Annotated in this window: 18 protein-coding genes; 4 read left to right on the forward strand and 14 right to left on the reverse strand. The window is 66.3% G+C overall.

Annotated elements, in window-relative coordinates; all coding sequences use genetic code 11:
- Positions 1–35: 35 nt before the first annotated feature.
- Positions 36–965, forward strand: coding sequence for an LLM class F420-dependent oxidoreductase (locus tag OG921_RS07270; RefSeq protein WP_266111718.1), 930 nt, complete (start codon positions 36–38; stop codon positions 963–965).
- 3 nt (positions 966–968) lie between these two features.
- Here the strand turns inward: OG921_RS07270 and OG921_RS07275 are convergent, their stop codons facing one another.
- The 8 genes from OG921_RS07275 to OG921_RS07310 form a co-directional block, all read right to left on the reverse strand.
- Complete coding sequence (locus tag OG921_RS07275) at positions 969–2,570, reverse strand: MFS transporter (protein ID WP_266112264.1); 1,602 nt, start codon at positions 2,568–2,570, stop codon at positions 969–971.
- A gap of 99 nt (positions 2,571–2,669) precedes the next feature.
- Positions 2,670–4,052: a DUF2252 domain-containing protein gene (locus OG921_RS07280; protein ID WP_266111719.1), complete on the reverse strand. Its 1,383-nt coding sequence runs from the start codon at positions 4,050–4,052 to the stop codon at positions 2,670–2,672.
- A gap of 27 nt (positions 4,053–4,079) precedes the next feature.
- Complete coding sequence (locus OG921_RS07285; protein ID WP_266111720.1) at positions 4,080–4,322, reverse strand: hypothetical protein; 243 nt, start codon at positions 4,320–4,322, stop codon at positions 4,080–4,082.
- A gap of 32 nt (positions 4,323–4,354) precedes the next feature.
- Positions 4,355–5,575: a S8 family serine peptidase gene (locus tag OG921_RS07290; protein ID WP_266111721.1), complete on the reverse strand. Its 1,221-nt coding sequence runs from the start codon at positions 5,573–5,575 to the stop codon at positions 4,355–4,357.
- A complete protein-coding gene (locus tag OG921_RS07295; RefSeq protein ID WP_266111722.1) occupies positions 5,572–6,531 on the reverse strand; it encodes a M28 family metallopeptidase in 960 nt (319 codons plus the stop codon). Before OG921_RS07295 ends, OG921_RS07290 begins: the two co-directional genes overlap by 4 nt.
- A gap of 5 nt (positions 6,532–6,536) precedes the next feature.
- Positions 6,537–6,782 carry a hypothetical protein gene (locus tag OG921_RS07300; RefSeq protein WP_266111723.1) on the reverse strand — a complete coding sequence of 82 codons (246 nt, stop codon included), beginning with the start codon at positions 6,780–6,782 and terminating at the stop codon, positions 6,537–6,539.
- Between the two features lie 7 nt (positions 6,783–6,789).
- Positions 6,790–7,704, reverse strand: coding sequence for a zinc metalloprotease (locus OG921_RS07305; RefSeq protein WP_266111724.1), 915 nt, complete (start codon positions 7,702–7,704; stop codon positions 6,790–6,792).
- Positions 7,705–7,717: 13 nt separating this feature from the next.
- Entirely contained in the window at positions 7,718–9,751 is a 2,034-nt protein-coding gene (locus OG921_RS07310) for a DNA/RNA non-specific endonuclease (protein WP_266111725.1), read from the reverse strand.
- A gap of 212 nt (positions 9,752–9,963) precedes the next feature.
- On the opposite strand from OG921_RS07310, the gene OG921_RS07315 reads away from it, so the two are divergent.
- A complete protein-coding gene (locus OG921_RS07315; protein ID WP_266111726.1) occupies positions 9,964–11,025 on the forward strand; it encodes a dihydrodipicolinate reductase in 1,062 nt (353 codons plus the stop codon).
- 8 nt (positions 11,026–11,033) lie between these two features.
- Here OG921_RS07315 and OG921_RS07320 read toward each other — a convergent pair whose 3' ends face one another.
- The 3 genes from OG921_RS07320 to OG921_RS07330 form a co-directional block, all read right to left on the reverse strand.
- Positions 11,034–12,413 (reverse strand): HNH endonuclease signature motif containing protein, encoded by a 1,380-nt coding sequence (locus OG921_RS07320; protein ID WP_266111727.1) that lies wholly within the window; start codon positions 12,411–12,413, stop codon positions 11,034–11,036.
- A 106-nt stretch (positions 12,414–12,519) separates the two neighbouring features.
- Entirely contained in the window at positions 12,520–12,948 is a 429-nt protein-coding gene (locus OG921_RS07325; protein WP_266111728.1) for a limonene-1,2-epoxide hydrolase family protein, read from the reverse strand.
- A 37-nt stretch (positions 12,949–12,985) separates the two neighbouring features.
- Entirely contained in the window at positions 12,986–15,073 is a 2,088-nt protein-coding gene (locus OG921_RS07330) for a PEP/pyruvate-binding domain-containing protein (RefSeq protein WP_266111729.1), read from the reverse strand.
- Between the two features lie 19 nt (positions 15,074–15,092).
- Here OG921_RS07330 and lhgO point away from each other — a divergent pair, with 19 nt between their 5' ends.
- Positions 15,093–16,283: an L-2-hydroxyglutarate oxidase gene (lhgO, locus tag OG921_RS07335; protein WP_266111730.1), complete on the forward strand. Its 1,191-nt coding sequence runs from the start codon at positions 15,093–15,095 to the stop codon at positions 16,281–16,283.
- 50 nt (positions 16,284–16,333) lie between these two features.
- Positions 16,334–16,780 carry a ribonuclease H gene (locus OG921_RS07340; RefSeq protein WP_266111731.1) on the forward strand — a complete coding sequence of 149 codons (447 nt, stop codon included), beginning with the start codon at positions 16,334–16,336 and terminating at the stop codon, positions 16,778–16,780.
- Between the two features lie 81 nt (positions 16,781–16,861).
- On the opposite strand, the gene OG921_RS07345 is transcribed toward OG921_RS07340, so the two are convergent.
- From OG921_RS07345 to OG921_RS07355, 3 genes are all read right to left on the reverse strand, one after another.
- Positions 16,862–17,584 (reverse strand): hypothetical protein, encoded by a 723-nt coding sequence (locus OG921_RS07345; protein WP_266111732.1) that lies wholly within the window; start codon positions 17,582–17,584, stop codon positions 16,862–16,864.
- Between the two features lie 143 nt (positions 17,585–17,727).
- Positions 17,728–18,885 (reverse strand): MlaD family protein, encoded by a 1,158-nt coding sequence (locus OG921_RS07350; RefSeq protein WP_266111733.1) that lies wholly within the window; start codon positions 18,883–18,885, stop codon positions 17,728–17,730.
- Positions 18,882–19,970 carry an MCE family protein gene (locus OG921_RS07355; protein WP_266111734.1) on the reverse strand — a complete coding sequence of 363 codons (1,089 nt, stop codon included), beginning with the start codon at positions 19,968–19,970 and terminating at the stop codon, positions 18,882–18,884. Before OG921_RS07355 ends, OG921_RS07350 begins: the two co-directional genes overlap by 4 nt.
- Between the last annotated feature and the right edge of the window lie 10 nt (positions 19,971–19,980).

The raw sequence follows: 19,980 nt of genomic DNA on the forward strand, positions 1-19,980 counted from the left end.
TAGGTCGCCTGGCGAGTTCTGGCACAGTGTCTCCCATGGAGCTGCGAGTGTTCACCGAACCACAACAGGGCGCGACTTATAACGATCTGCTTCGGGTGGCGGTCACCGCCGAGGAACTCGGCTACAACGCATTCTTTCGGTCCGACCACTACCTGGCCATGAACGTCGACGGGCTGCCGGGTCCCACGGACGCGTGGATCACGCTGGCCGGGCTTGCCCGCGACACCTCGGCAATCCGACTCGGGACGCTCGTCACGTCGGCCACATTCCGCTACCCGGGCCCCCTCGCGGTGTCGGTGGCGCAGGTCGACGCGATGAGCAGCGGGCGGGTAGAACTCGGCATCGGCGCGGGCTGGTACGAGGCCGAGCACGCTGCCTACGGGATTCCGTTCCCGGCGGTGTCCGAACGGTTCGACCGGCTCGAGGAGTCGCTGGCGGTCATTACCGGGCTGTGGGAAACCCCGTACGGGGATCGGTTCGACCATGCCGGGAAGCACTACCCGATCACCGATTCGCCGGCGCTGCCCAAGCCTGCGCAACGGCCGCGACCGCCGATCATCATCGGCGGCATGGGCAAGAAGCGCACCCCGGCACTCGCCGCCCGGTATGCGAACGAGTTCAACCTGCCGTTCGTGCCGCTCGACGCGGCCCGGGAACAATTCGGCCGGGTGCGCGAGGCCTGTGCCGCCGCTGGGCGCGCACCCGAGGAGTTGACCCTGTCGAATGCGCTCGTGCTGTGCTGCGGGCGAAACGAGGAAGAGATCGCCCGGCGGGCCGCGAGCATCGGCCGCGAGGTCGGCGAGCTGCGCGAGAACGGCGCCGCGGGAACCCCGGCCGAGGTCGTGGACAAGCTCGGTCGGTACGGCGAACTGGGTGCCACGCGCGTTTACTTGCAGACCCTCGACCTCGCCGACCTGGAGCATCTCGAATTGGTCGCGGCGGAAGTCATGCCGCAGGTGGCCTGAGCGTCAGTCCAGCATCTGGCCGGCGCCGGAGTTCGCCGGCGGTGCCTCCGGAATCCGCGCCATCCGGAAGGAGTTGAGCAGCCCGAGAAGACCGGCTATCAGGGGAACGAGCAGCGCGACCTGAAGCGCGAGTGGTCGTGCGTCGGTGTTGATTCGGATGATCTCGGCCTTGATGTCCGGCGGCTGATCAACGAGCTGCGCGTCCAGGGCGGTGTTGCTCATCACCTCGGCGTCGTCCTCGAGGACCTGCGCGACCTGCTGTTGCTCGGCCGGCGGGAGCACGTCGCTCGATTCCGCCATCTGGGTGAAGGCAAACGACAGCGTGGCCAGCATGATCGCGCCGGCGAACGCCAGGCCGAACGACAGCCCGAACGATCCGCCCGCCGAGTTCGTGCCTGCGGCCTCGCTGACCCGCTCCTCCGAGATCGGGGCGAGCGTGTAGTTGTTGAGTTGCGACACCAACAGCCCCAGTCCGGATCCCGCGATGATCAGGGGAACCACCAGCCCCCAGCCGAACTCCGCCCTCGGCACGATCGGGATCAGGATCGCGATCCCGAGGGTGAGGAGCAGGAATCCCCAGCGAACGACGCTGCTCGCGCGGCGACCGGCCAACTTCTTGCCCGCGAGCAGCGCTACGGCGAACATGCTGAGAGATAGTGGGGCGAGGGACAGGCCCGCCTGCATCGCGTTGTACTCGAGCACCATTTGCAGGTAAATCGGCAGCGCAATCATCGTGCCGCCCAACGCTATCTGCTGGAGCATCTGCGCAGTGATGCCAAGCCGGAACACCTTCGACTTGAACAATTCCGGGTCCAGCAGCGTCGGTTTGCCCTGCCGCTTACGCCGAACCAGCCAGTAGGCCAACCCGGCCAGGCCGATCGCACCGGTCGCGAGGAGCGCGCCGACGGCCTCGCCGCCCTCCTGCCACACCAGGATGCCGAGCACGATCCCGCCCATGCCCAGGACGGAGAGGATCGCGCCCACCGTGTCGATGCTCCGGACTCCGGTGTAGGGCACATCCTTGACGAGTTTGATGCCCGACAGCACGACCGCGATGATGACGACCTCGAGCCCGAACGCGACACGCCAGGAAAGATAGGTGGTGATGAAGCCGCCGAGCAGCGGTCCGACGGCCGCGGCAATTGCCGCAGCCGCCCCCACCAGGGCGTAGACCTTCTTTTGAGCCGCTCCCTCGAAGTTTCCGTGAATGAGGGACTGCATCGCGGGCAGCAACAGCGACGCGCCGATTCCACCCAATATGGCCCAGAAGATGATGATCGCGGTCAGGTTCTGCGCGAGAACCATCGCCGACGCACCTATCGCGTAGCCGAGCAAACCCAGCACGTAGGCACGTTTGCGTCCGATGAGGTCGCCGACCTTGCTGCCGATCAGGATGAATGCGGCCGATACGAGCGCCTCGAGCGCGATCGCCGCCTGCACGCCGCTGACGGTGGTGTCGAGATCTCGAACCACGTACGAGATCGAGACGTTCATCAGCGACGTATCGACGACGAGGACGAACATCGCCATGGACAGCAGAAGGGCGAGTAGGCCTTGCTTGCCTTCCGGCGTCTCCGAACCGCCCGTAGGAGATCCTTCGGTCATCTGCATGCCACCATCCTGGCAGTCGGGAAGTTCCGGGTTGCTAACGCTACTGCCTCGCGGCGCTGCTCATCGAGTATCCGGGGGCGGCTCCGCGGCCCGTCAGGCAGTCTCGGCGGCGAGACGGCCCGACTTCACTGCTTCGACGAGCGCGGCGTGGTCCGCTTCGGTTTGATCCGCGTATCGCACGGCATACCGCCCGATCACCTCGTCGAGGTCCTCGTCGCCCTCGAAGTAGCCGGCGAGCAATCGGGGATCGAGCGAGCGCGTGTGCGCCCGCGCGAGTAGCGCGCCGGCCAGTCGGCCGTAGTCGTCGAGATGGTCCGCCCCCAGCGCGGTGGGGTCGATGTCGCCCTTGAGATTTCGGAACTGACGCACGATGAAGGGCAGTCCGTCGATCGTCGTCCAGCCGAGCAGGACATCCGTCTCGGCCTGAACCAGGCGAGCGCCGTGCACAATTCGCTTGCCCTCGTGCTTCGACGCTTCGGTCCGAAGATACGGTGCGAGTGCGGACGGTTGCGCCTGCTTCAGCTGCAGCACCAGCGCCTCGTCTCCGTTGCCGAGCAGCAGGGCGACATAGCTGCGCAACCCCACACTGCCCGTTCCGACGATCCGGAAAGCGACGTCGGATACGGCGTACCGCATGATCAGGTTCCGGCGCGACTCGCGCAGCGACCCGACGTAGAGCTCCAGGCCGTCGATCACGGACTCGGCGACCGAGCTGTCCACTGGGGTGAGAATCGGCGGATCCGCCACGAATCGCCGCTTGCGGATGCCGGTTTCGTGGTCCTCGAGATGCTCGGTCCATTTCGCGGCGACTTTCTCGCTCGTGTTCCGACGTGCCTTCTGCGCGGCCCGGTCGAAGTCGTCGAGTAGTTCGTCCGCCTTCGCGCGCTCCACCGCCGATTTGTCCGGCAGCGCATTCCAGGACCGCAGGAACGGTATCTCCGCCAGACCGCGAATGGTGCGACGGTAGGACTTCACGGCGTCCTCCGCCGCGTCGATGCAGGCGGCCTCGGACACCCCGCCCCCGCGCCCGGCCAAGACCAGGCTCGCAGCGAGTCGTTTGAGATCCCACTCCCACGGACCGGGTAGGGTTTCGTCGAAATCGTTGATGTCCATGACGATTTCGCCGTCCGGGCTGCCGTACAGGCCGAAGTTCGCGGCGTGCGCGTCACCGCACAACTGCGCGCTGAGCCCGTTGGCTGGGGAAGCGGCGAGGTCGGCGGCCATCAGACCGGCGGCGCCGCGAAAGAATGCAAAGGGGGAGGCGATCATCCGGCCGACACGCAGTCCGACCAGGTCGGGCAGCCGTCCTACGTTGCTGGCCTCGATGAAGTCGACGATGCCCGGGCGATCGGCTCCCACCGGCGCATGGTCGTGTGCGCTCGACGGCACGACAGTTCGCAACACCTTGCCGCGGGCGAAGACGTCGTCCGCCACAACCCGGGTGCGCAGGTCGACCTGTGCTGGATGTTTCACCACGACGGGACCCTATCCCGCGGGGCGGAGTCACTGGATGGGCGAGTCCGGTGCAGGCACGTCGATACCGGCATCCGGTTCGACTCCGCGCACGCCGGGAATCGTGGCCAGTGCCGGGATCGCGGTTCGGTCCACGGACCCGGTGATCACTCCGAGACCACGCAGCACCGAGGTGACGGTCATCCCTGCGGCGCGGGCGTGCTCGGCGATGTCGTCGACATCACCGAGTGCCGCGTCGTCGATCGTGATGGTCACGTCGATCCGACTCGTCATCTGCGCGGCGACCTCCCTGCAGCGTGTGGCGGCTAGCGCGGCGCCTGCACCAGTCCGGCACCGACGTCGGCCGAGGAGAGCGGCAGCCGCCGGGCGTTCTGGATGAGCAATGCCCACAGTTCGCGGCTCCGTTTTCCACTCGTCTGGCACCATAGCGCCGCGATACCGGACACGTGCGGTGTTGCCATCGACGTGCCGCTGATCGTGTTGTACCGCTTCGACATCGGCCAGGACGAGTAGACGGCGAGGCCGGGACCGGCGATATCGATCTGGCCGCCGTCGACCTCGGTACTCCCTGCGGAGAACCAGCCGAGTGCTTCGCGGGCATCGATGGCGCCGACCGCCATGATCGTCGAACTGTTGGCCGGTACCCCGACGAATCCGTTGTCGCCGGGACGGTGTGCATTGTTTCCGGCCGCGGCGATGATCAACGTCCCGGCGTCGAGCGCACGTCCGCCCACCGCCTCGTAGGCCATCGATTTGCGCCGCACGTCGGCGCCGAGCGACATCGAGATCACGTCGCAGTCTGCTTCGACTGCCCACTCGATCGCTGCGAGAATATTGCGATCGGATCCGGAACCGCTGTTGGACAGCACCTTCCCGACAAATATCTCGGCCCTGGGCGCGACACCGTAGCGCCGCCCGGTCGGCGGTTGAGCCGGTCCGCAGGAGGTGCCGATGCAGTGCGTGCCGTGGCCGTGGGCGTCCTGCACGGACTCACCGGGTACGAACGAGCGGCTCGTCACCTTGCGGCCGGCGAAATCGGGATGTGCAAGGTCGAATCCCGTGTCCAGCACCGCGACCTTGATCCCGGTTCCGTCCACGCTCGCCGTGGTCACTCCGGTGGCCGCCAGTCCCCAGGTGTGTGCGTCGGTGTCCGCCCAGACCTGGCTCAACACCGGCGCGGCGAGCGGGTGATGGATCAATTCCGGCTCGACTGCCAGGACGCTGCCCCCGGCACGGCGTGCCGAGTGCAGCGCGGCGACCTGTTCGGGATCGGCGTCGACGACGGCGATCCGCAACCGGTCGAACACCGTGGCAGCAGCGCTGTCCATCTCCTCGATTCCGCCTGCGCGCGAGCGAAGTTCGCGGGCCGATGCGACCTCGGTAAGTCCGGTCAGGTTGCGCAATTGGCGGGCCTGGGCGTCGAAGTCGGCGGTGTCGGCGAAGACCACGACCTGGCGTCCGGTGGTCTGTTCGCCGGCACCGGACGGTGTTCTGCCGGGGGTGCTTGCGTCGTTGTCGTCGATCATTGTTCTGGCCTTTCGCTCGTAAGATTCGCCGCTGTCGCGGCGAGGTTCATGGCAAGGATTTCCATCGCCAGCGCGGGATCGAGTTTGGCGGCGGCGTCGCCGTCGGTGTGCACATCGGTGTTCGCCGTGTCGTTGGCCTCGATGGTGAGGACGGCAGGCAAACCGGCGTCGATGAATGGCACATGGTCGCTCGCGTACGGGTTGAGCGAGGTTGTCACCTCGAGTCCCGTCCAGGTGGCGGCGGCGGTGACGAGTTGGTCGATCAGTCGGTGGGAAACGGCCGCACCTTCGATCATCACGCCGGGCGCGGTGCCGTTGCGGCGCGCGATCATGTCCATGTTGAGCACCGCGGCGATCCGACCACGGTCGGTCCGGGACAGCCCGGCAACGTGCGCGAGACTGCCGTACAGACCCTGTTCCTCGCCGCCGAACAAGATGAGGCACAGGTCGTTGCGCCATTCCTCGGTGACGAGCACGCGGGCGAGTTCGAGTACGCCGGCACAGCCGCTGGCGTTGTCGTCGGCTCCCGGGGCGGGTAGCTCGCGTCCACCCTGGTTCACCGAGTCGAGATGCGCGGTGACGATGACGATTCCCCGCTCACCCGGACCTGTCCCGGCGCGCTCGGCGATGAGGTTCTCGCAGGCGCCGCGACCGATGACGAACGGCTCTCGTCGCGATGTGTAACCGAGGCCGTCGAGTTCGTTCTGGGCCGCGGACATCGCCGCGCGGAACTCGAACCCGAACGAGTGCCGGGTGGGATACGCGGTCAATGCCGCGAGAGACCGTACGTAGCGGTCCAGGGACAGCCGCGAAATCAATTGCGCTGTCGCATCGTCGCGCTCAGCGGCGACCAACGCCGGTCGCTCCGGTGCATACCGACGGCGTTGGCGCTGCCCCCGTCTGCAGGTGTGCTCGACGGCAGCGGTCTCGAGCTGCGGTGTGGTCGTGTCGGTCATGGCGCTCATTCATCCGTTCGGAGCTCGAGCCGATCCGGTTCGAGCCGGACGATCTCGGGTGTTCGCTGTTGTCCGGTTTCGGGCGCGTCCCCACGTCCGATGGTGAACTCGGTGCAGGTGCCGTCCGGCCGGAGTTCGAGGCCGCGTCTGCCGCGCGCGGGCGGAAAATCGAAGCCCTCCGGCCGGTACACCCGCACGTCGTCGTGGTCCTCCTCGAAGGAGTGCCACCAGCGCTGATGCACTTCGGTCATGTCGTTATCAGGCGCCGGTCCACAGCGGCTTGCGCGCGCTGTCCAGACAGGCCCGCATCCGGGTGACCTGGCCGGCCGTGAACATGACCATCATGTCGTCGTCGACGTAGTCCATGTAATTCATGAAGAGGTCGCCGTTCGGTCCGTTCTGGCAACTCACATGCGGGAACGTGGGTTTGCCGACGTTTTCCCTGCCCTGGTTCGGCGTGTCGTCGACCTCGTCGGTTCCGCCGCATCCGCTGCCGTCGTCGCCCCAGATATGAAAGAGGTTGAGGTAGTGGCCCACTTCGTGCGTGGCAGTGCGGCCGAGGTCGAACGGCGCCGATGCGGTGCCGGTGCTGCCGAACGCGGTGTAGGTGATGACCACGCCGTCGGTCTCCGCGGGCCCGCCGGGGAACTGGGCGTAGCCGAGCAACCCGCCGCCGAGTTTGCACACCCAGATGTTCAGGTAGCGGTCGGTGGGCCACGGGTCGGCACCGCCGCTACTCGCCGACTTCACGGCGTCGTCGGCACCGAAACTGCCGACCGTGGTGGAGGTCCGGGTGATGCCGTCGGTCGGATTACCGTCCGGATCGACGGTGGCGAGTGCGAACTCGACCACCGTATCGCCGACCAGATGGTCGAAAACCGAAGGAACAGTCGACACATCGGGATTCGTCGCCCGGTAGTCGCGGTTGAGCACGTCGATCTGACTGTGGATCTGCTCCTCGGAAATGTTCTGCGCGGCGGTGGCGTATACGACATGTACGACGACCGGGATTCGCGCAACCTCGTGGCTGTCGATTTCGAGACCGACGAAGCGGATGGTCTCGGTCTCGAGTTCGGCTCGGGCGACGCGGTAGCTCTCGGACTCACTGAGCAACTGCCGGTGGATCTCCATCGCGCCGCAGCGGCGGGTCGTGGGGAGTTCTGGAGTGGTCATGATGTTGTCCTTTCTAGACGATGATGTCCTGCTCGCGAATGAGTTCGCGAGCGTGGCTGGTGGATTCGATGCGCTCGAGCGGGTCGGCGGCGGTCTGTGCGCCGAAATCGAGTTCGGTGAGGTCCGCGATCCGGCGGACCGGAACTTGGTAGGTTCGGTAGGCGCCGTAGGAGAACTCCTCCGCGCCCGCGGCGAATTCGTCGAGCAGCGCCTCCTGGCTGAGGAGGTAACCGGTCGAGGAAAGTCGCCCAGCCGAGGTGACGATCGTGACCACCTTCCAGAACTGCCGGGGTAGCGCGATACCGCGGTACGGCGGATCGTCCGCGGCCAGTACCGGACCGCAGAACACGCTGACTTTGAGGCCGTTCGATTGGGCGCTGCGCAGCACGTAATCCTCGAGGCCGAGCCACAGGGTGCTGCCGGCATTGAAATCATGGTGCTGCGGAGTGCAATTGGTGAAGTGAAAGGTGTCGTCGTTGGCGGCCTTCGCGGCCGGACCCCACGCCGGGTCGAGCCGTCGGACGAGATGTCCGCGATCGAGCGGGTTGCTCGCATAGACGGCTTCGTCGGTTTGCTCGTCGGCGGCGATGCGGGGATCGCGGATCCAGCGGTCGGTCTCGCGGACCGGGTTCTGTGCGGCGCCGCCGTCGATGTTGACGGCGGTGAACAGTGCCATCCGCCGTTGGCGATGCATCACGACGCTGAAGTGGTGATAGCGCAACTCTTTCGACGCGGCGGCCAACGCCCTGCCAAATCCTGGAAGCGGCACGGCAGTGCCGAGGAATTCGGGGTCGTACCCGGCCCGGTTGCTGTAGTCGGGATCGATCGTGATCGCCTCGGTGTCACCAGCAGGGGCCGCGATCGACGCCGAGACCGATACCGGGTGCTGCATCGCACCGAGTCGCACGGTGATCTCGAGCGGCACCTGCAAGCACACCTGACCGTCAGCGTCTGCCGGGGCCGGGGCCGGGGCCGGGGCCGGACTGGGTTGGGCACCGGGCGTTTCGGTGGACTCACGCACATTGGCGAGTTCGCCGACGAGTTCTTGCCGCTCCGGCGAAAAGGATTGGGCCTGCAGATGGGCGAGAATACTGCTGATCCGGATGCCCTCGTTCAGGAATCCGCCGTAGTCGGGCTGCTGCGGGGCGGGGACGCTCGCATGGTGCAGTGCGACGACTTCCCATTGATCATTGAAGACCGGTGAGCCCGACGAACCCGGTTCGGTGTCCGCCGAGTAGTGCACGAACCCTTCGGGAATGTCGAGGATCTTGTTCTCGCGCAGCACGATCTGCTTCTTGCGGCCGCGCGGGTGCTGCACGATCGTGACGAACTCACCGATGATCACGGTGCCCTGTTCGGCGGTGAGACGATTGAACCCGAACGGGCGCAATTCGTCCGGAGTGCCGGTCACCGCCACGAGGGCGAAATCCCGCTGACGATCGGCGATGAAGAAGCGATCCGGGTCGAGCCCGAACGTGCGTGGTTGGACCGCGGCGCCACCGGGGCCGTCCTGGTAGTCGAACTCGATGCGGCTCTCGCGCGCGGTCTGCGTGTCGGGCAGCACATGGTGATTGGTGAGCAGCAGCGTGGGCGAGACCATCGATCCGGTGCCGTAGCCGGCCAGTTGCCCGGTACCGATACCGATCTGCACGCGCCCGACCGCTCTGCTTGCGGCGACACCGTCGTCGAGATAGCGGACGCCGAGGAAGTCCGACGCATTGATGATCTTCTCCAGGGTCGCCCCGGGTACCTCGATGAGTTCGCTGGTGCGCGCAACACCGCCGTCGATCGACTCGGCGGGTTCGCTGGGGGCCTCGGCAGGCGCGTAGTAGCGGGCGATCCGGGCGAGTCGCTTCCTGATCCGGGTCGGATCATCCGCCTCGGCCATCCCACCTGTGCGGGACAACGTAGTCGCATGGTCTCTACGGGGCGCGGCACGATCGCCGAGCCTGCGCATCGCGGCTGCCACCTGGAGGTCGTGCTCGGTGTCGAATCCGGCGCCTCCGGTCACGGGGAGACCGTCGGGTGGTGTGGAGATGACCGTCATGGCTGGGACCTCGACTTTCGAGTCGGCGATCGAGTGGAAATCAGTGTGCGGTCGGGCCCCATCCGGCGCATGAGTAGCGCACTACTCGCAAATCGGCGGCCATCACCGCGTCTACCTGGGAGTTCTCCCGATCGTCCCAGGCGACCTGGAACGTGTTCTAGCATGTCCGGAACGCTCGCGCCGGGTGCCGGCCGAAGACAAGGAGGTCCGCCGTGGTCTATCGCGTGATTCAGTGGGCGACCGGTGGCGTCGGCCAGGCGGCGGTGCGCGCCGTCGTCGCACACCCGGAACTCGAGCTCGTCGGTTGCCGCGTCTACGGGGAGAACAAGGCCGGGCGCGACGTGGGCGAGATCGTTGGCATCGAGTCGCTCGGAGTCACGGCGACGACGGATACCGAGGAGCTGCTGCGTCTCGACGCGGACTGTGTCGTCTACGCGCCGCTCGTCGCGGACAAGAAGGAAGTCGCGGCGCTGCTGGAGTCCGGCAAAAACGTGGTCACCCCGCTCGGCTGGTTCCTGCCCGGCGAACGGGACGCCCGGCTCGAGGCAACGGCGCGCACGGCAGGTGTGACGCTGCACGGAACCGGACTCGACCCGGGCGGTATCACGGACCTCATTCCGATGGTGTTCTCCTCGCTTACCTCGCAGGTGACTTTCGTTCGAGCCGAAGAGTTCTCCGACATTCGCAGCTACAACGCACCGGATGTGGTCCGGTCGATCATGCAGTTCGGCGCGACGCCGGAGCAGGCGATGACCGGGCCGATGCTCGGCTTGTTGACCGGCGGGTTCACCCAGTCGCTGCGAATGATCGTGCAGTCCATGGGGTTCGATGCCGAGGCCGAGATCCTGCCGAATCTGCAGGTCGCGGTCGCGACCGCGCCGATCGACTCGCCGATCGGCCCGATCGAGCCGGGTCGGGTGGCGGCCCAACGATTCCAGTGGGACGCGGTGGTCGGCGGTGAGGTGATAGCACGCGTCGCGGTGAACTGGCTGATGGGCGAGGAGAATCTGGATCCGCCATGGGAACTCGGATCGGCGGGCGAACGATTCGAGATGGAGTTGCAGGGCGATCCGTCGATCTCGGTGATTATCAAGGGGTTACAGCCGGAGACTCCGGAGGAGGGCCTGGTGCGCAACCCCGGCATAGTCGCGACGGCGAACCACCTGGTGAACTCCGTGCCGTATGTCTGCGCGGCCGAACCCGGAATCAAGAGCTATCTCGATTTGCCGCTGATGACCGGCAGGGCGCATCGAAAGGTCGCGGGTGGGGGCTGAGCCGGGACTCAGGGTGGATTGTCGCTCGGGTGTCCGGTGAGGATCTCGACCGGATGATGGAACCTGTTGATACGCGGTCGTTGTCGCGGATCGGTGTGCTCGGGCGGATACCACAGGGTGCGTGAGCGCGGACCGGCGGTCGTACGCCACTGGCCCGTGCCCTGGCCGGCAAGCTTGTGGTGCTCCGGGCAGACGAAGGTCAGATTGTCGATATCGGTGGCACCGCCATCTGCCCATTCGTGGACATGATGGGTTTCGGTGCGGTAGCCCGCAACGTTGCAGGCGGGAAAGCTGCAGCCGATGTCGCGGGCGTGCAGCATGATTCGCTGATCAGGACTGGCAATGCGCTTGGCGCGACCGAGGTAGAGCGGGCGGTTCTCGACGTCATCGAAGACCGCGAGGTAGTGGTTGGCGTGGGCGGCCAGGCGGATCAGGTCGCGCATCGGCAGTAGTGACCCGCCCGCGGTCGTGGCAGGTCCGGCGACGTTGGTGAGCTCGCGCAGCGTGGTCGACACGAGCAGCGTCACGGGTAGCCCGCGATGTTGCCCGAGTGCACCCGACGCCAACTGGCTGCGGCACATCGCCTTCAACGCGTCGTGCTGGCGCTGCCCCATCGAGCGGGTATCGCGGCGGGCGATCTGCTCATCGGGTTCACCGTCCACAGTGGGGGTTTCGTCGTCGGGGTTGCACATCCCGGGGGCGGCAAGCTTGGCCAGGATCGGTTCCAGATACGCCCGCAACTCCGGATCGATCCGGCCGGTGAGGCTGCTCATCAGATCCGGGCCCTGCTTCCCGAGCCAGATTCCGCGCTCGCGGGCGCGATCCTCGTCGCTGAACTCACCGTCCGGATTCAGATACGCAGCCAGGCGATCTGCGATCTTCTTCAACTCATCCGGGCGCATCGTGGCCGCGAACCCAGCGAGCTGCGCCTCGGCCTGCTCCCGCGTGCCCGCATCGATCGCAGTCGGGAGGTGCTGCAGGAACGACCGGATCACCTGCACATGCGGATCGCCGAGCACACCCTCGCGCACCCCGGCGGCGGTGGCGGGAAGTTCGGGTTCGAGGGCCTCGCCCGTGAACGACCGTCGTGATGCCAGCTGCTCGGCCGTGGCGAAGCGCTTCTTGGCCTCGTTACGGTTGATGCGCAACGCATCCGCCACCACCTGATGCGTGTGTTCCCCGCCGAACTCGGCCGGGACGCGCTGCTCCGCGAGGAGGTTCAACACCTCGTGAGCGACACTCGCTTGCTTCCGGGTGACACTCTCGAGTTCGCGCAGCACCCCGAGCCGCTGCTCGTTCGACATCGCCCCGAAGTCCAGATCTGACGCAGCAGACACCGCAGCTCGGAGTGCCTCGAGCACTCCCGCAGCATCCGTGGTCGAATTCATGCTCGAACTCTATCTCGGGCCACCGACAAGTTTCAGACCCCAATGACGCACCTATCGAGCGGTATTGGCGTCCTCGCCTGGGTGGCGCTATGCCGCCACCCAGGATCTAACGCGATCGCCGCGGAAGCCCAGCACGGGCGGCACCGAGCAGGACACGTCCGATCACCCCGCCCGGGCTGTAGCGGTCGTGCCACAGCGTGATTCGTCCATCCACGATGTCGAACCGCGCCCACACGTCGAAGGATGCGTCGATACGCCCGAAGCGCAGGTCGTCGATGCGTTCCACGAGCACCGAGCCGGCATCCTCGGCGATGTGGGTTATCCGCGCCGACAGGGCAATACGCGCGGCAAACTGCCGGATCAGCAGCCATCGCACCCTCTCCCGCCCCCGCACGGTCGGCAGGCCGGTGTTGCGCCACACTACATCCGGGTCGACGAGTTCGAGCGCCTCGTCGATCTCACCCATCTCCAAGGCGTATAGGAACTCGCGGACGACCGTCGTCGGGTCCTCCGGTAGATCTGCCGAATCACTCATCTGCACCCATCCTTCGTTGTTCAATCGACCCCCCTGTTCAATCCACCCAGCGTCGCTCCTGCTTGACCAGCACCCGTCCGGCCGCGGTGATCTTGACCTCGCATTCGTCGAGGTACTCCTCGGCGGCCCGGCCATCGAGCGCCGCGAAGTGCGGCCTGATCTTCCGTATCGCCTCATAGACGGCGCGAATCTCGTTGTCGGTGAAGGAATTCACGCGTGTCGGGTCGCTCGGCTGCAGGTTGCTCACCCGTTCGTACGAAATGTCCTGTCGTTCGACGCCTTCGAGGACGTCGTAGTTGCCGTCGATCCAGGTATCCGGGGTGGCGCCCGACTCGGGGTTCGTGACCAGGTTCTCGCCGAACTGGGTCTCCCCGGTGATCGAGAAGAAGCCGGCCAGGTCGCGGTTCACCCGCACCACTCCGTTGGCGAGTTCGTTGTCCTCGTTCGGCGCCACCAGCACTGCCATCGTCACCGACACGATATCGAGATCGACATTGTGCCAAGCCAGTTCGGCAAGGGCGCGGTCGTTCCACACCGACGCCCACACTCGCTGCAGCGTTTCCGCCATGGCATCGAGGCAGTTCTCGGCGGTTCTGCGGTCGTTCTTTCCGGATTCCCAACGCGCTGTGTAGGAATCGAAGGCGCCGGCCATATTGGGTAGTTTCCCGGTGCCGGAGTCCTCGACCACCGGCGACGAAGAGCGCAACCGCGCGTTGCGTGCGTAGGGATGCAGATCGAGATACGGCTCCACGACCTGCTCGAGCAGGTCCTTGCGCAGGCTCTTCGGCATCTTCGCCTCGGCGATCGCGGTCCGCAGTTTGTCGAGTGCCCGGGCTTTCCACACCGGGTCGGCGAATCGGGTATCCGTGGTGAGCGCCGCGGTGCGGTCGACGAACGAGCGGTCCTTGCCGTCGACCGCCTTGCGCATGAAGCGGGCATACCAGTTGGCCGGGATGCCGATCGGTTCGGCAGGCGTAATCACCTGGGGTGCGCCGGGTTCGGCTGGGGCGAAGGTGCCGGCCAGATGGAGCTTGGTCAACTCGACAACCCCGCACGTCTTGCGTCCGTACGCCGCCAAAGCGCCCGGATCCCAGCGGCCGTCTGCGCCGACCGTGCGCTCGGCGAGATCGACGAAACCCCGGGCCCGGTTCTCACCGAGATTGGGCGCCAACCGAATTCGACCCCTCGGTTTGACCCGATCGAAGAACTCCTGCGCCAGTTCCTGCGTGGTCTCGACGACGGTCGCGTCACGCGCGTCGGTGACCACCGAGACGAACAAGCCACTCAGCCCACGCAGAGTGGCCCGCCCCTCCGGGGTGAACGCTTTGTAGAAGTACGGGGTGTCGTCCTGGCGGTACTTGATCCCGAGATGGGAGTTGTAGGTCTGCACCGTCGTGGTGAAGATCGCCGCGACCGGGGGAGCGTCGGCCGGCACGTCGCCGAGGAAGGCCACGACATCGGTCCGGGACAGCGCCGGTACCGCGGCACCCGGTTCGACGATCACCAGTCGCCCGATCGCCGTGCCGAGCGACAGCGCGATATAGCTCAGTCCGCGCGAGATCTCCAGGTTCGTCCGGATTGTCAGCCGAGCCGCCGCGATCTCGGCGGCCCGCTCGTCGACGATCCGTTGCTGAATCGGGCCGCCGGGCCGGAACGCGATATCGCCGGCGGCTGGGAGGAAGGCGAGACCGCCGCGCAGCGCATCCCGCGTCTCGGCGAGCAGCGCGACATCGAACTTGTCGGTGGGCCAGTAGCTGAAACAGATTTGACCGCGCGCACCGGTGGCCGGGTCCACATAGCTGTCGTAGGCGGTCACGGTGCCGGGGATGAACGTCCGGTCGGGTCGGTTGTACGCCTGCGTGTTGAACTCCGCGTTGTCGAGCCGGCCGTCGAGTACCTGCTGGTAGAAGACGAAATGGAACGGATACGTCGGCGGGAGGAAGTACAACTGGCCCGCCTGCCGGTCGATCAGGAACTTCAGCTCGGTGAGCGCTCCCGCGGTGACCGTCGGACCGGTCTGAAACAACTCGTCGAAACGTTCCCGCGTATCGATCCGATGAATGATCTCGGTGCCGGACGTCAGCATGAGCTGATCGTCGCCGTCGGTGCGTTGCGAGGCAAGCACAACTGACAGGATTGCGGGAATGTACGACTACTGCGTGATCGGCGGCGGGATCGTCGGAGTCGCCACCGCCCAGCGGATCCTTCGGGAGCGTCCCGGCGCCAGCCTCGTGCTGCTCGAGAAGGGCGCCGCGCTGGCCCGGCATCAGACCGGGCACAACAGCGGGGTCATCCACTCGGGCATCTACTACCAGCCGGGCAGCCTCAAGGCGGAGCTGTGCCGGCGCGGTGCCGCGGCGACCAAGGCCTTCGCGGCCGAGCACGGCATTGCCTACGACGAGTGCGGCAAGCTGCTGGTCGCGACGTGTCCTGCCGAGATGGCGCGGATGTCCGCGCTGTACGAGCGGTCGAAGGAGAACCGGCTCGAGGTCGAGATTATCGACAAGGCCGAGTTGGCCCGCCGTGAACCCGAAGTGTCCGGACTCGGTGCGCTGTTCGTGCCGAGCACCGGCATCGTGGACTATCGCGGGATTACCGAGACGCTCGCCGCGCTGGTCACTGCGGCCGGTGGTGAGATCGCGCTCGGCTGTGAGGTGACCACGATCTCCGAAAGCGACGACCACGTGGCGGTGTCGGGTCCGAGCGGATCCTGGCAGGCGCGCCGGCTGGTGGTGTGCGGCGGACTGCAGGCGGACCGGCTGGCGCGTGCGGCGGGTATCCGGACCGACTTCCGGATCGTCCCATTCCGTGGCGAGTACTACGAACTGCCGCCGGAACGGGCCGGGCTGGTCAGCACGTTGATCTATCCCATCCCCGATCCCGACCTGCCGTTCCTCGGGGTACATCTGAGTCCCACCATCGAGGGAACCCTGACCGTCGGGCCGAACGCGGTACTCGGGCTGTCCCGGGAGGGTTACCGCAAGGGCTCCGTCACCGCCCGCGATCTTCGCGATATCGCCGGCTTCCCGGGCTTTTACCGGGTGGCGCGTGCCAACGTCCGCACCGGCGCACGCGAGCTGCGCAACTCGCTGTTCAAGCGGGGCTACCTCGCCGAGTGCCGCAAGTACTGCCCGTCCCTGACGCTGGCCGACCTGCGTCCGCGCGAGGCGGGCATCCGGGCGCAGGCGGTGCTGCGCGACGGGACGCTGGTGCACGACTTCCTGATCGAGCGCACAGCGCGTTCGGTGCACGTGCTCAACGCCCCGTCACCGGCCGCGACGTCGGCGCTGCCGATCGCCGAAATCGTCACCGAAAAACTTCTTGCACCAGTCTGATTCGCGTGGCGCAGGCTTTCTGTCGGTGCCGCTGCGTATGGTCTGAGCTCATGATCATCGTGAGCACGGACGGATCCTGCCTCCGGAATCCGGGTGGCGCGATCGGCTGGGCCTGGGTGAACCATCAGGGCCCCAAGGCGAGCGGCGGCGCGACCACCGGAACGAACCAGATAGCGGAGTTGCGGGCAGTGCTGGAGGCGGTGCGAGCGCATCCGGGGCCGGAGCCGCTGGTCATCGAAAGCGACTCGCAATACGCCATCCGGTGCGCCTCGCAGTGGTTGCCGGGCTGGCGACGCAACGGTTGGCGTACTTCGGCGGGAGCCCCGGTGAAGAACCTGGACCTGATTCAGCAGTTGGCCCGCACGATCGACGAGCGAACCGGGCCGGTCCGATTCCGCTGGGTCCGCGGCCATGTCGGGGACGCGTTCAACGAACTGGCGGACGAACTAGCCGGCCTGGCTGCCCGCGCGGCAGTGGCGCCGGCCGCGGCCTCCTAACAGCAGCAGCCGCTTAGTCGCAGCGGCCCGGCGGTGGTGTCAACGACACCACCACCGGGCCGATCGGATAGCGACTGCGTCTCAGGACTTGAGCAGCGGCGCATCCATCTTGCTGACCAGCCACTTGCCGTCGACGTTTTCCATTGTCGCCACCAGCGAGATCTGCCCCTGCTGCGGCTGATTCTGGGTGCCGAGGCTGGTGATCGTCTGCCCGATCGCTACGACGATCACCGCATTCTCGGTGTCGCCGGACTGGACACCGCACTGCACCTCGTCACCGCTCGAGCGCACCTGACCGGCGACCAACGGGTCGCGCAGCGCCTTGCTATTGGCATCGAACTCGTCGTGCCACTGCCCGGTTGCGCCATCGAGCACGTTCGTGAAGAACGTGTCGAGGTCGTTGTAGTCGTAGGTCACGACCGTCTTCGCGTAGTCGCACATGGCATCCCGCGCCTCGCTCTGGGCGTCGAGAACGTCCTGGGCGTCCTGGTATTTCAGGTAGAAGACGACCGAGGTGGCGATGGCCGCGATTGCGACGACGGTGGCGACGGCGGCCGCCACCCACGCCAGCCGGTTGGATCGCTGTTTGGGCTGCGGCGGAACCTCCGGATCGGGACTCACCGGTGTCGTGTCGGACGTCGTGTCGGCCGCCACCTCCGACTCCGGTGCGGGCGTCGGCTCCGGCGTCTCGGCCGGATTGGGGGTGTCCGCGTCGAATCGTTTGGTGGGTTCGTCGGGCGTTCCCGGATCGCCCCCCGGCTGGGCTGCGCTCTGGTCGTTCGGTCCGGTTTTGTCTTCAGCCATCAATACATCTCGTACTTCCTCGGCGCGGGCGCGCCGACTCGTAGCTTTCCCGCGCGGCGGGCGATGCGGTTGCTCCCCCCGCACGCCACCCGGGACGTCCCCCGGCGAGTATGCCGGGTGTCATTTCGACGTGGACCACCTCATCAGTTCGGAAGTGGGGTCGACATCTGGTTCGGATCGACGTCCGGCGGAATCGTCGCGCCGTTGTTCGGTATATCCGGACGCGGCGCATTCGCCGAACCGCGAATCTGAATATTCGGGTTGTTGGTCACGCAGTAGTTCCACAGCGGGACGCGCGCCTCGTCCACGTTCGCGGGCGAGACCGGGGTCGTGTTGTAGTCGCAGGTCGGCCGGACCCAGATATCGGCCAAGGCGTTGAATTTGTTGTCGTGCGCGGGGACGCCGAGCGCCAGCGCACCGTCCCGCAGCGACGGGAACAGCGCCTGCAGTGCGGGTGTACGCAGCCGCGCCGCCTGTGCGATTGCCACGAAATTCGTCACCAGGTTCGTGATCGGATCCGTCGTGTCGGCGACCACGCCGCCGACTGTGGCAAGTTGGCCCGGACCGAGTTGGAGCAAGCGGCGAACCTCCTCGTCGGCCGCATTGAGCTCATCGAACAGCACGCCGGTATTGCGCGTCAGGGTGGACAGGTCCGGCTGGATCTGGCTCGTCGTCGCGGTAATGGTGCGCAGGTTCGCGATCAGGCTGGTCGTCTGTGGCAGCAGCGAATCAAGGCCGGACATCGTCACGCTGATGCCGTCGATGACGCTCTTCAGCTGGTCCGGCCCACCCTCGAGCGCGGTGTAGAGCTCATCGAGCACCACCTTGTACTCGGCCGGATCGATCTGGCTGATGAGGGTGCTGGTGTGGTCGAGCAGGTCGGGCAACGGCACCGGAGTCTCGACCTGGTCGGCGGCGATCACCGTACCGTCGGTCAGGAAGGGCGCGTCGTTGCTAACCGGGCGGAAGTCGATGTACTGCTCGCCCGCACCGGAAAGGGCCTCGACGGCGACGGTTCCGCCGGCCGGGACCTTGATCTTCGAATCGAGCTTCGCAGTGACCGAGACGCCATTGTCGGTGAGCGCGATCCCGGTCACCTTGCCGACCCGCGACCCGCGCAAGGTGACGTCGTTGTTGGGTTGCAGCCCGCCGGATCGGTCCATGTTGACCGTCACCGTGTACGTGGTGTGCAGCGGGTTGTACCGGACGATGCCGAGCATCAGGTAGCCCGCGCCGATCAGCAGGACGAGCACCAGTCCGACATTGGCGACCAAGAGCTTGTGTTGGCGAACCCAACTCATCGGGCGCCCCCCTGCAGCCGGTACTGAACTCTCTCGAGCACCTCGATCAAGCTGCCGATGAAGGCCTTCACGTCCGAGCCGTCCGGGACCCGGCTGCCCAACGGGTCGCTGAGCGCACCGACACTGAGGTACTGCAGTGTCACTCCCACCGCGAGGGTGGTGCCCTGCATCGAGGCGACCGCCTTCGGCCGCACCTCGTGCAGCGTGGCCAACGTCTGCGGAAAGTCGTCGCCCATGTCCGACAAGCCGTTCATCAGCTTCGTCGTGTTGTCGAGTAGACCGCTGAGCTGATCGTGGGTGGTCGTGGCGAAATCGCCGAGTGCGTCACTGGTGACTGCCACTTTGGCGAGCAGATCGCCGATCGTCTGATTGTTCTCGGCCAGAACGCCGATCATCGCCGGCAGCGAGTCGGCGACCTGGCCGAGCGCGACCTTGTTCTGGTTGATCGTCCCAAGCGTGGCGTTCAGCCCGTTGAGGGTCTCGTCGATGTGTACGGTCTGCGAGTTCAGGCTGGTGATGATGTTGGTCATCTCCACGACCAGGTGCGAAATCTGCGGTCCGCGTCCACCGACGATCGAATCCGCTTCCGAGACAAGCTTCGACAGCTGGTTCAGACCGCCACCATTGACGAGCAGAGACAACGAGGTCAGCAACTCCTCGACCGTCGCGCCTGCGGACGTCTGTTCGAGCTCGATTGTGGAACCGTCGGTAAGCAGTTGCTGCCCAGGCTCTTTCGGCGGCATCGCGATGGCGACGAAGACGTCGCCGAGGGGGGTGGCCTGGCGCAACTCCGCGGTGGACTTGGTCGGCAGGGCGACGTCCTTGCGGATCTTCATCGCCACGTCGGCAGTGAAATTCGTGGTGGTGATGTCGGTGACGATGCCGACGTCGGAACCGCCGATCTTGACCTTGGCCTGATCGGGGAGGTTGAGCGCGTCCTCGAAAATCGCATGAACGGTGTAGGTCTCACCGTCAACCTGCGGCTTGGGGAGCGGAATGTTCTCCACGGTGACGCTGCACGCCGGTATGGCCAGCAAGGCGACCACGGCGACGAGCCCGGTCAGGGCTCTGGGTCGCGTACCCATACGTGGCAGC

The sequence above is a fragment of the Aldersonia sp. NBC_00410 genome, from assembly GCF_026342035.1.
Taxonomy (GTDB): domain Bacteria; phylum Actinomycetota; class Actinomycetes; order Mycobacteriales; family Mycobacteriaceae; genus Aldersonia.

Coding starts and splice junctions, on each gene's coding strand:
- OG921_RS07270 (WP_266111718.1), top strand. CDS start 36: ATGGAGCTGCGAGTGTTCACCGAACCACAACAGGGCGCGACTTATAAC.
- OG921_RS07275 (WP_266112264.1), bottom strand. CDS start 2,570: ATGACCGAAGGATCTCCTACGGGCGGTTCGGAGACGCCGGAAGGCAAG.
- OG921_RS07285 (WP_266111720.1), bottom strand. CDS start 4,322: ATGACGAGTCGGATCGACGTGACCATCACGATCGACGACGCGGCACTC.
- OG921_RS07290 (WP_266111721.1), bottom strand. CDS start 5,575: ATGATCGACGACAACGACGCAAGCACCCCCGGCAGAACACCGTCCGGT.
- OG921_RS07295 (WP_266111722.1), bottom strand. CDS start 6,531: ATGACCGACACGACCACACCGCAGCTCGAGACCGCTGCCGTCGAGCAC.
- OG921_RS07300 (WP_266111723.1), bottom strand. CDS start 6,782: ATGACCGAAGTGCATCAGCGCTGGTGGCACTCCTTCGAGGAGGACCAC.
- OG921_RS07305 (WP_266111724.1), bottom strand. CDS start 7,704: ATGACCACTCCAGAACTCCCCACGACCCGCCGCTGCGGCGCGATGGAG.
- OG921_RS07310 (WP_266111725.1), bottom strand. CDS start 9,751: ATGACGGTCATCTCCACACCACCCGACGGTCTCCCCGTGACCGGAGGC.
- OG921_RS07320 (WP_266111727.1), bottom strand. CDS start 12,413: ATGAATTCGACCACGGATGCTGCGGGAGTGCTCGAGGCACTCCGAGCT.
- OG921_RS07325 (WP_266111728.1), bottom strand. CDS start 12,948: ATGAGTGATTCGGCAGATCTACCGGAGGACCCGACGACGGTCGTCCGC.
- lhgO (WP_266111730.1), top strand. CDS start 15,093: ATGTACGACTACTGCGTGATCGGCGGCGGGATCGTCGGAGTCGCCACC.
- OG921_RS07340 (WP_266111731.1), top strand. CDS start 16,334: ATGATCATCGTGAGCACGGACGGATCCTGCCTCCGGAATCCGGGTGGC.
- OG921_RS07345 (WP_266111732.1), bottom strand. CDS start 17,584: ATGGCTGAAGACAAAACCGGACCGAACGACCAGAGCGCAGCCCAGCCG.
- OG921_RS07350 (WP_266111733.1), bottom strand. CDS start 18,885: ATGAGTTGGGTTCGCCAACACAAGCTCTTGGTCGCCAATGTCGGACTG.
- OG921_RS07355 (WP_266111734.1), bottom strand. CDS start 19,970: ATGGGTACGCGACCCAGAGCCCTGACCGGGCTCGTCGCCGTGGTCGCC.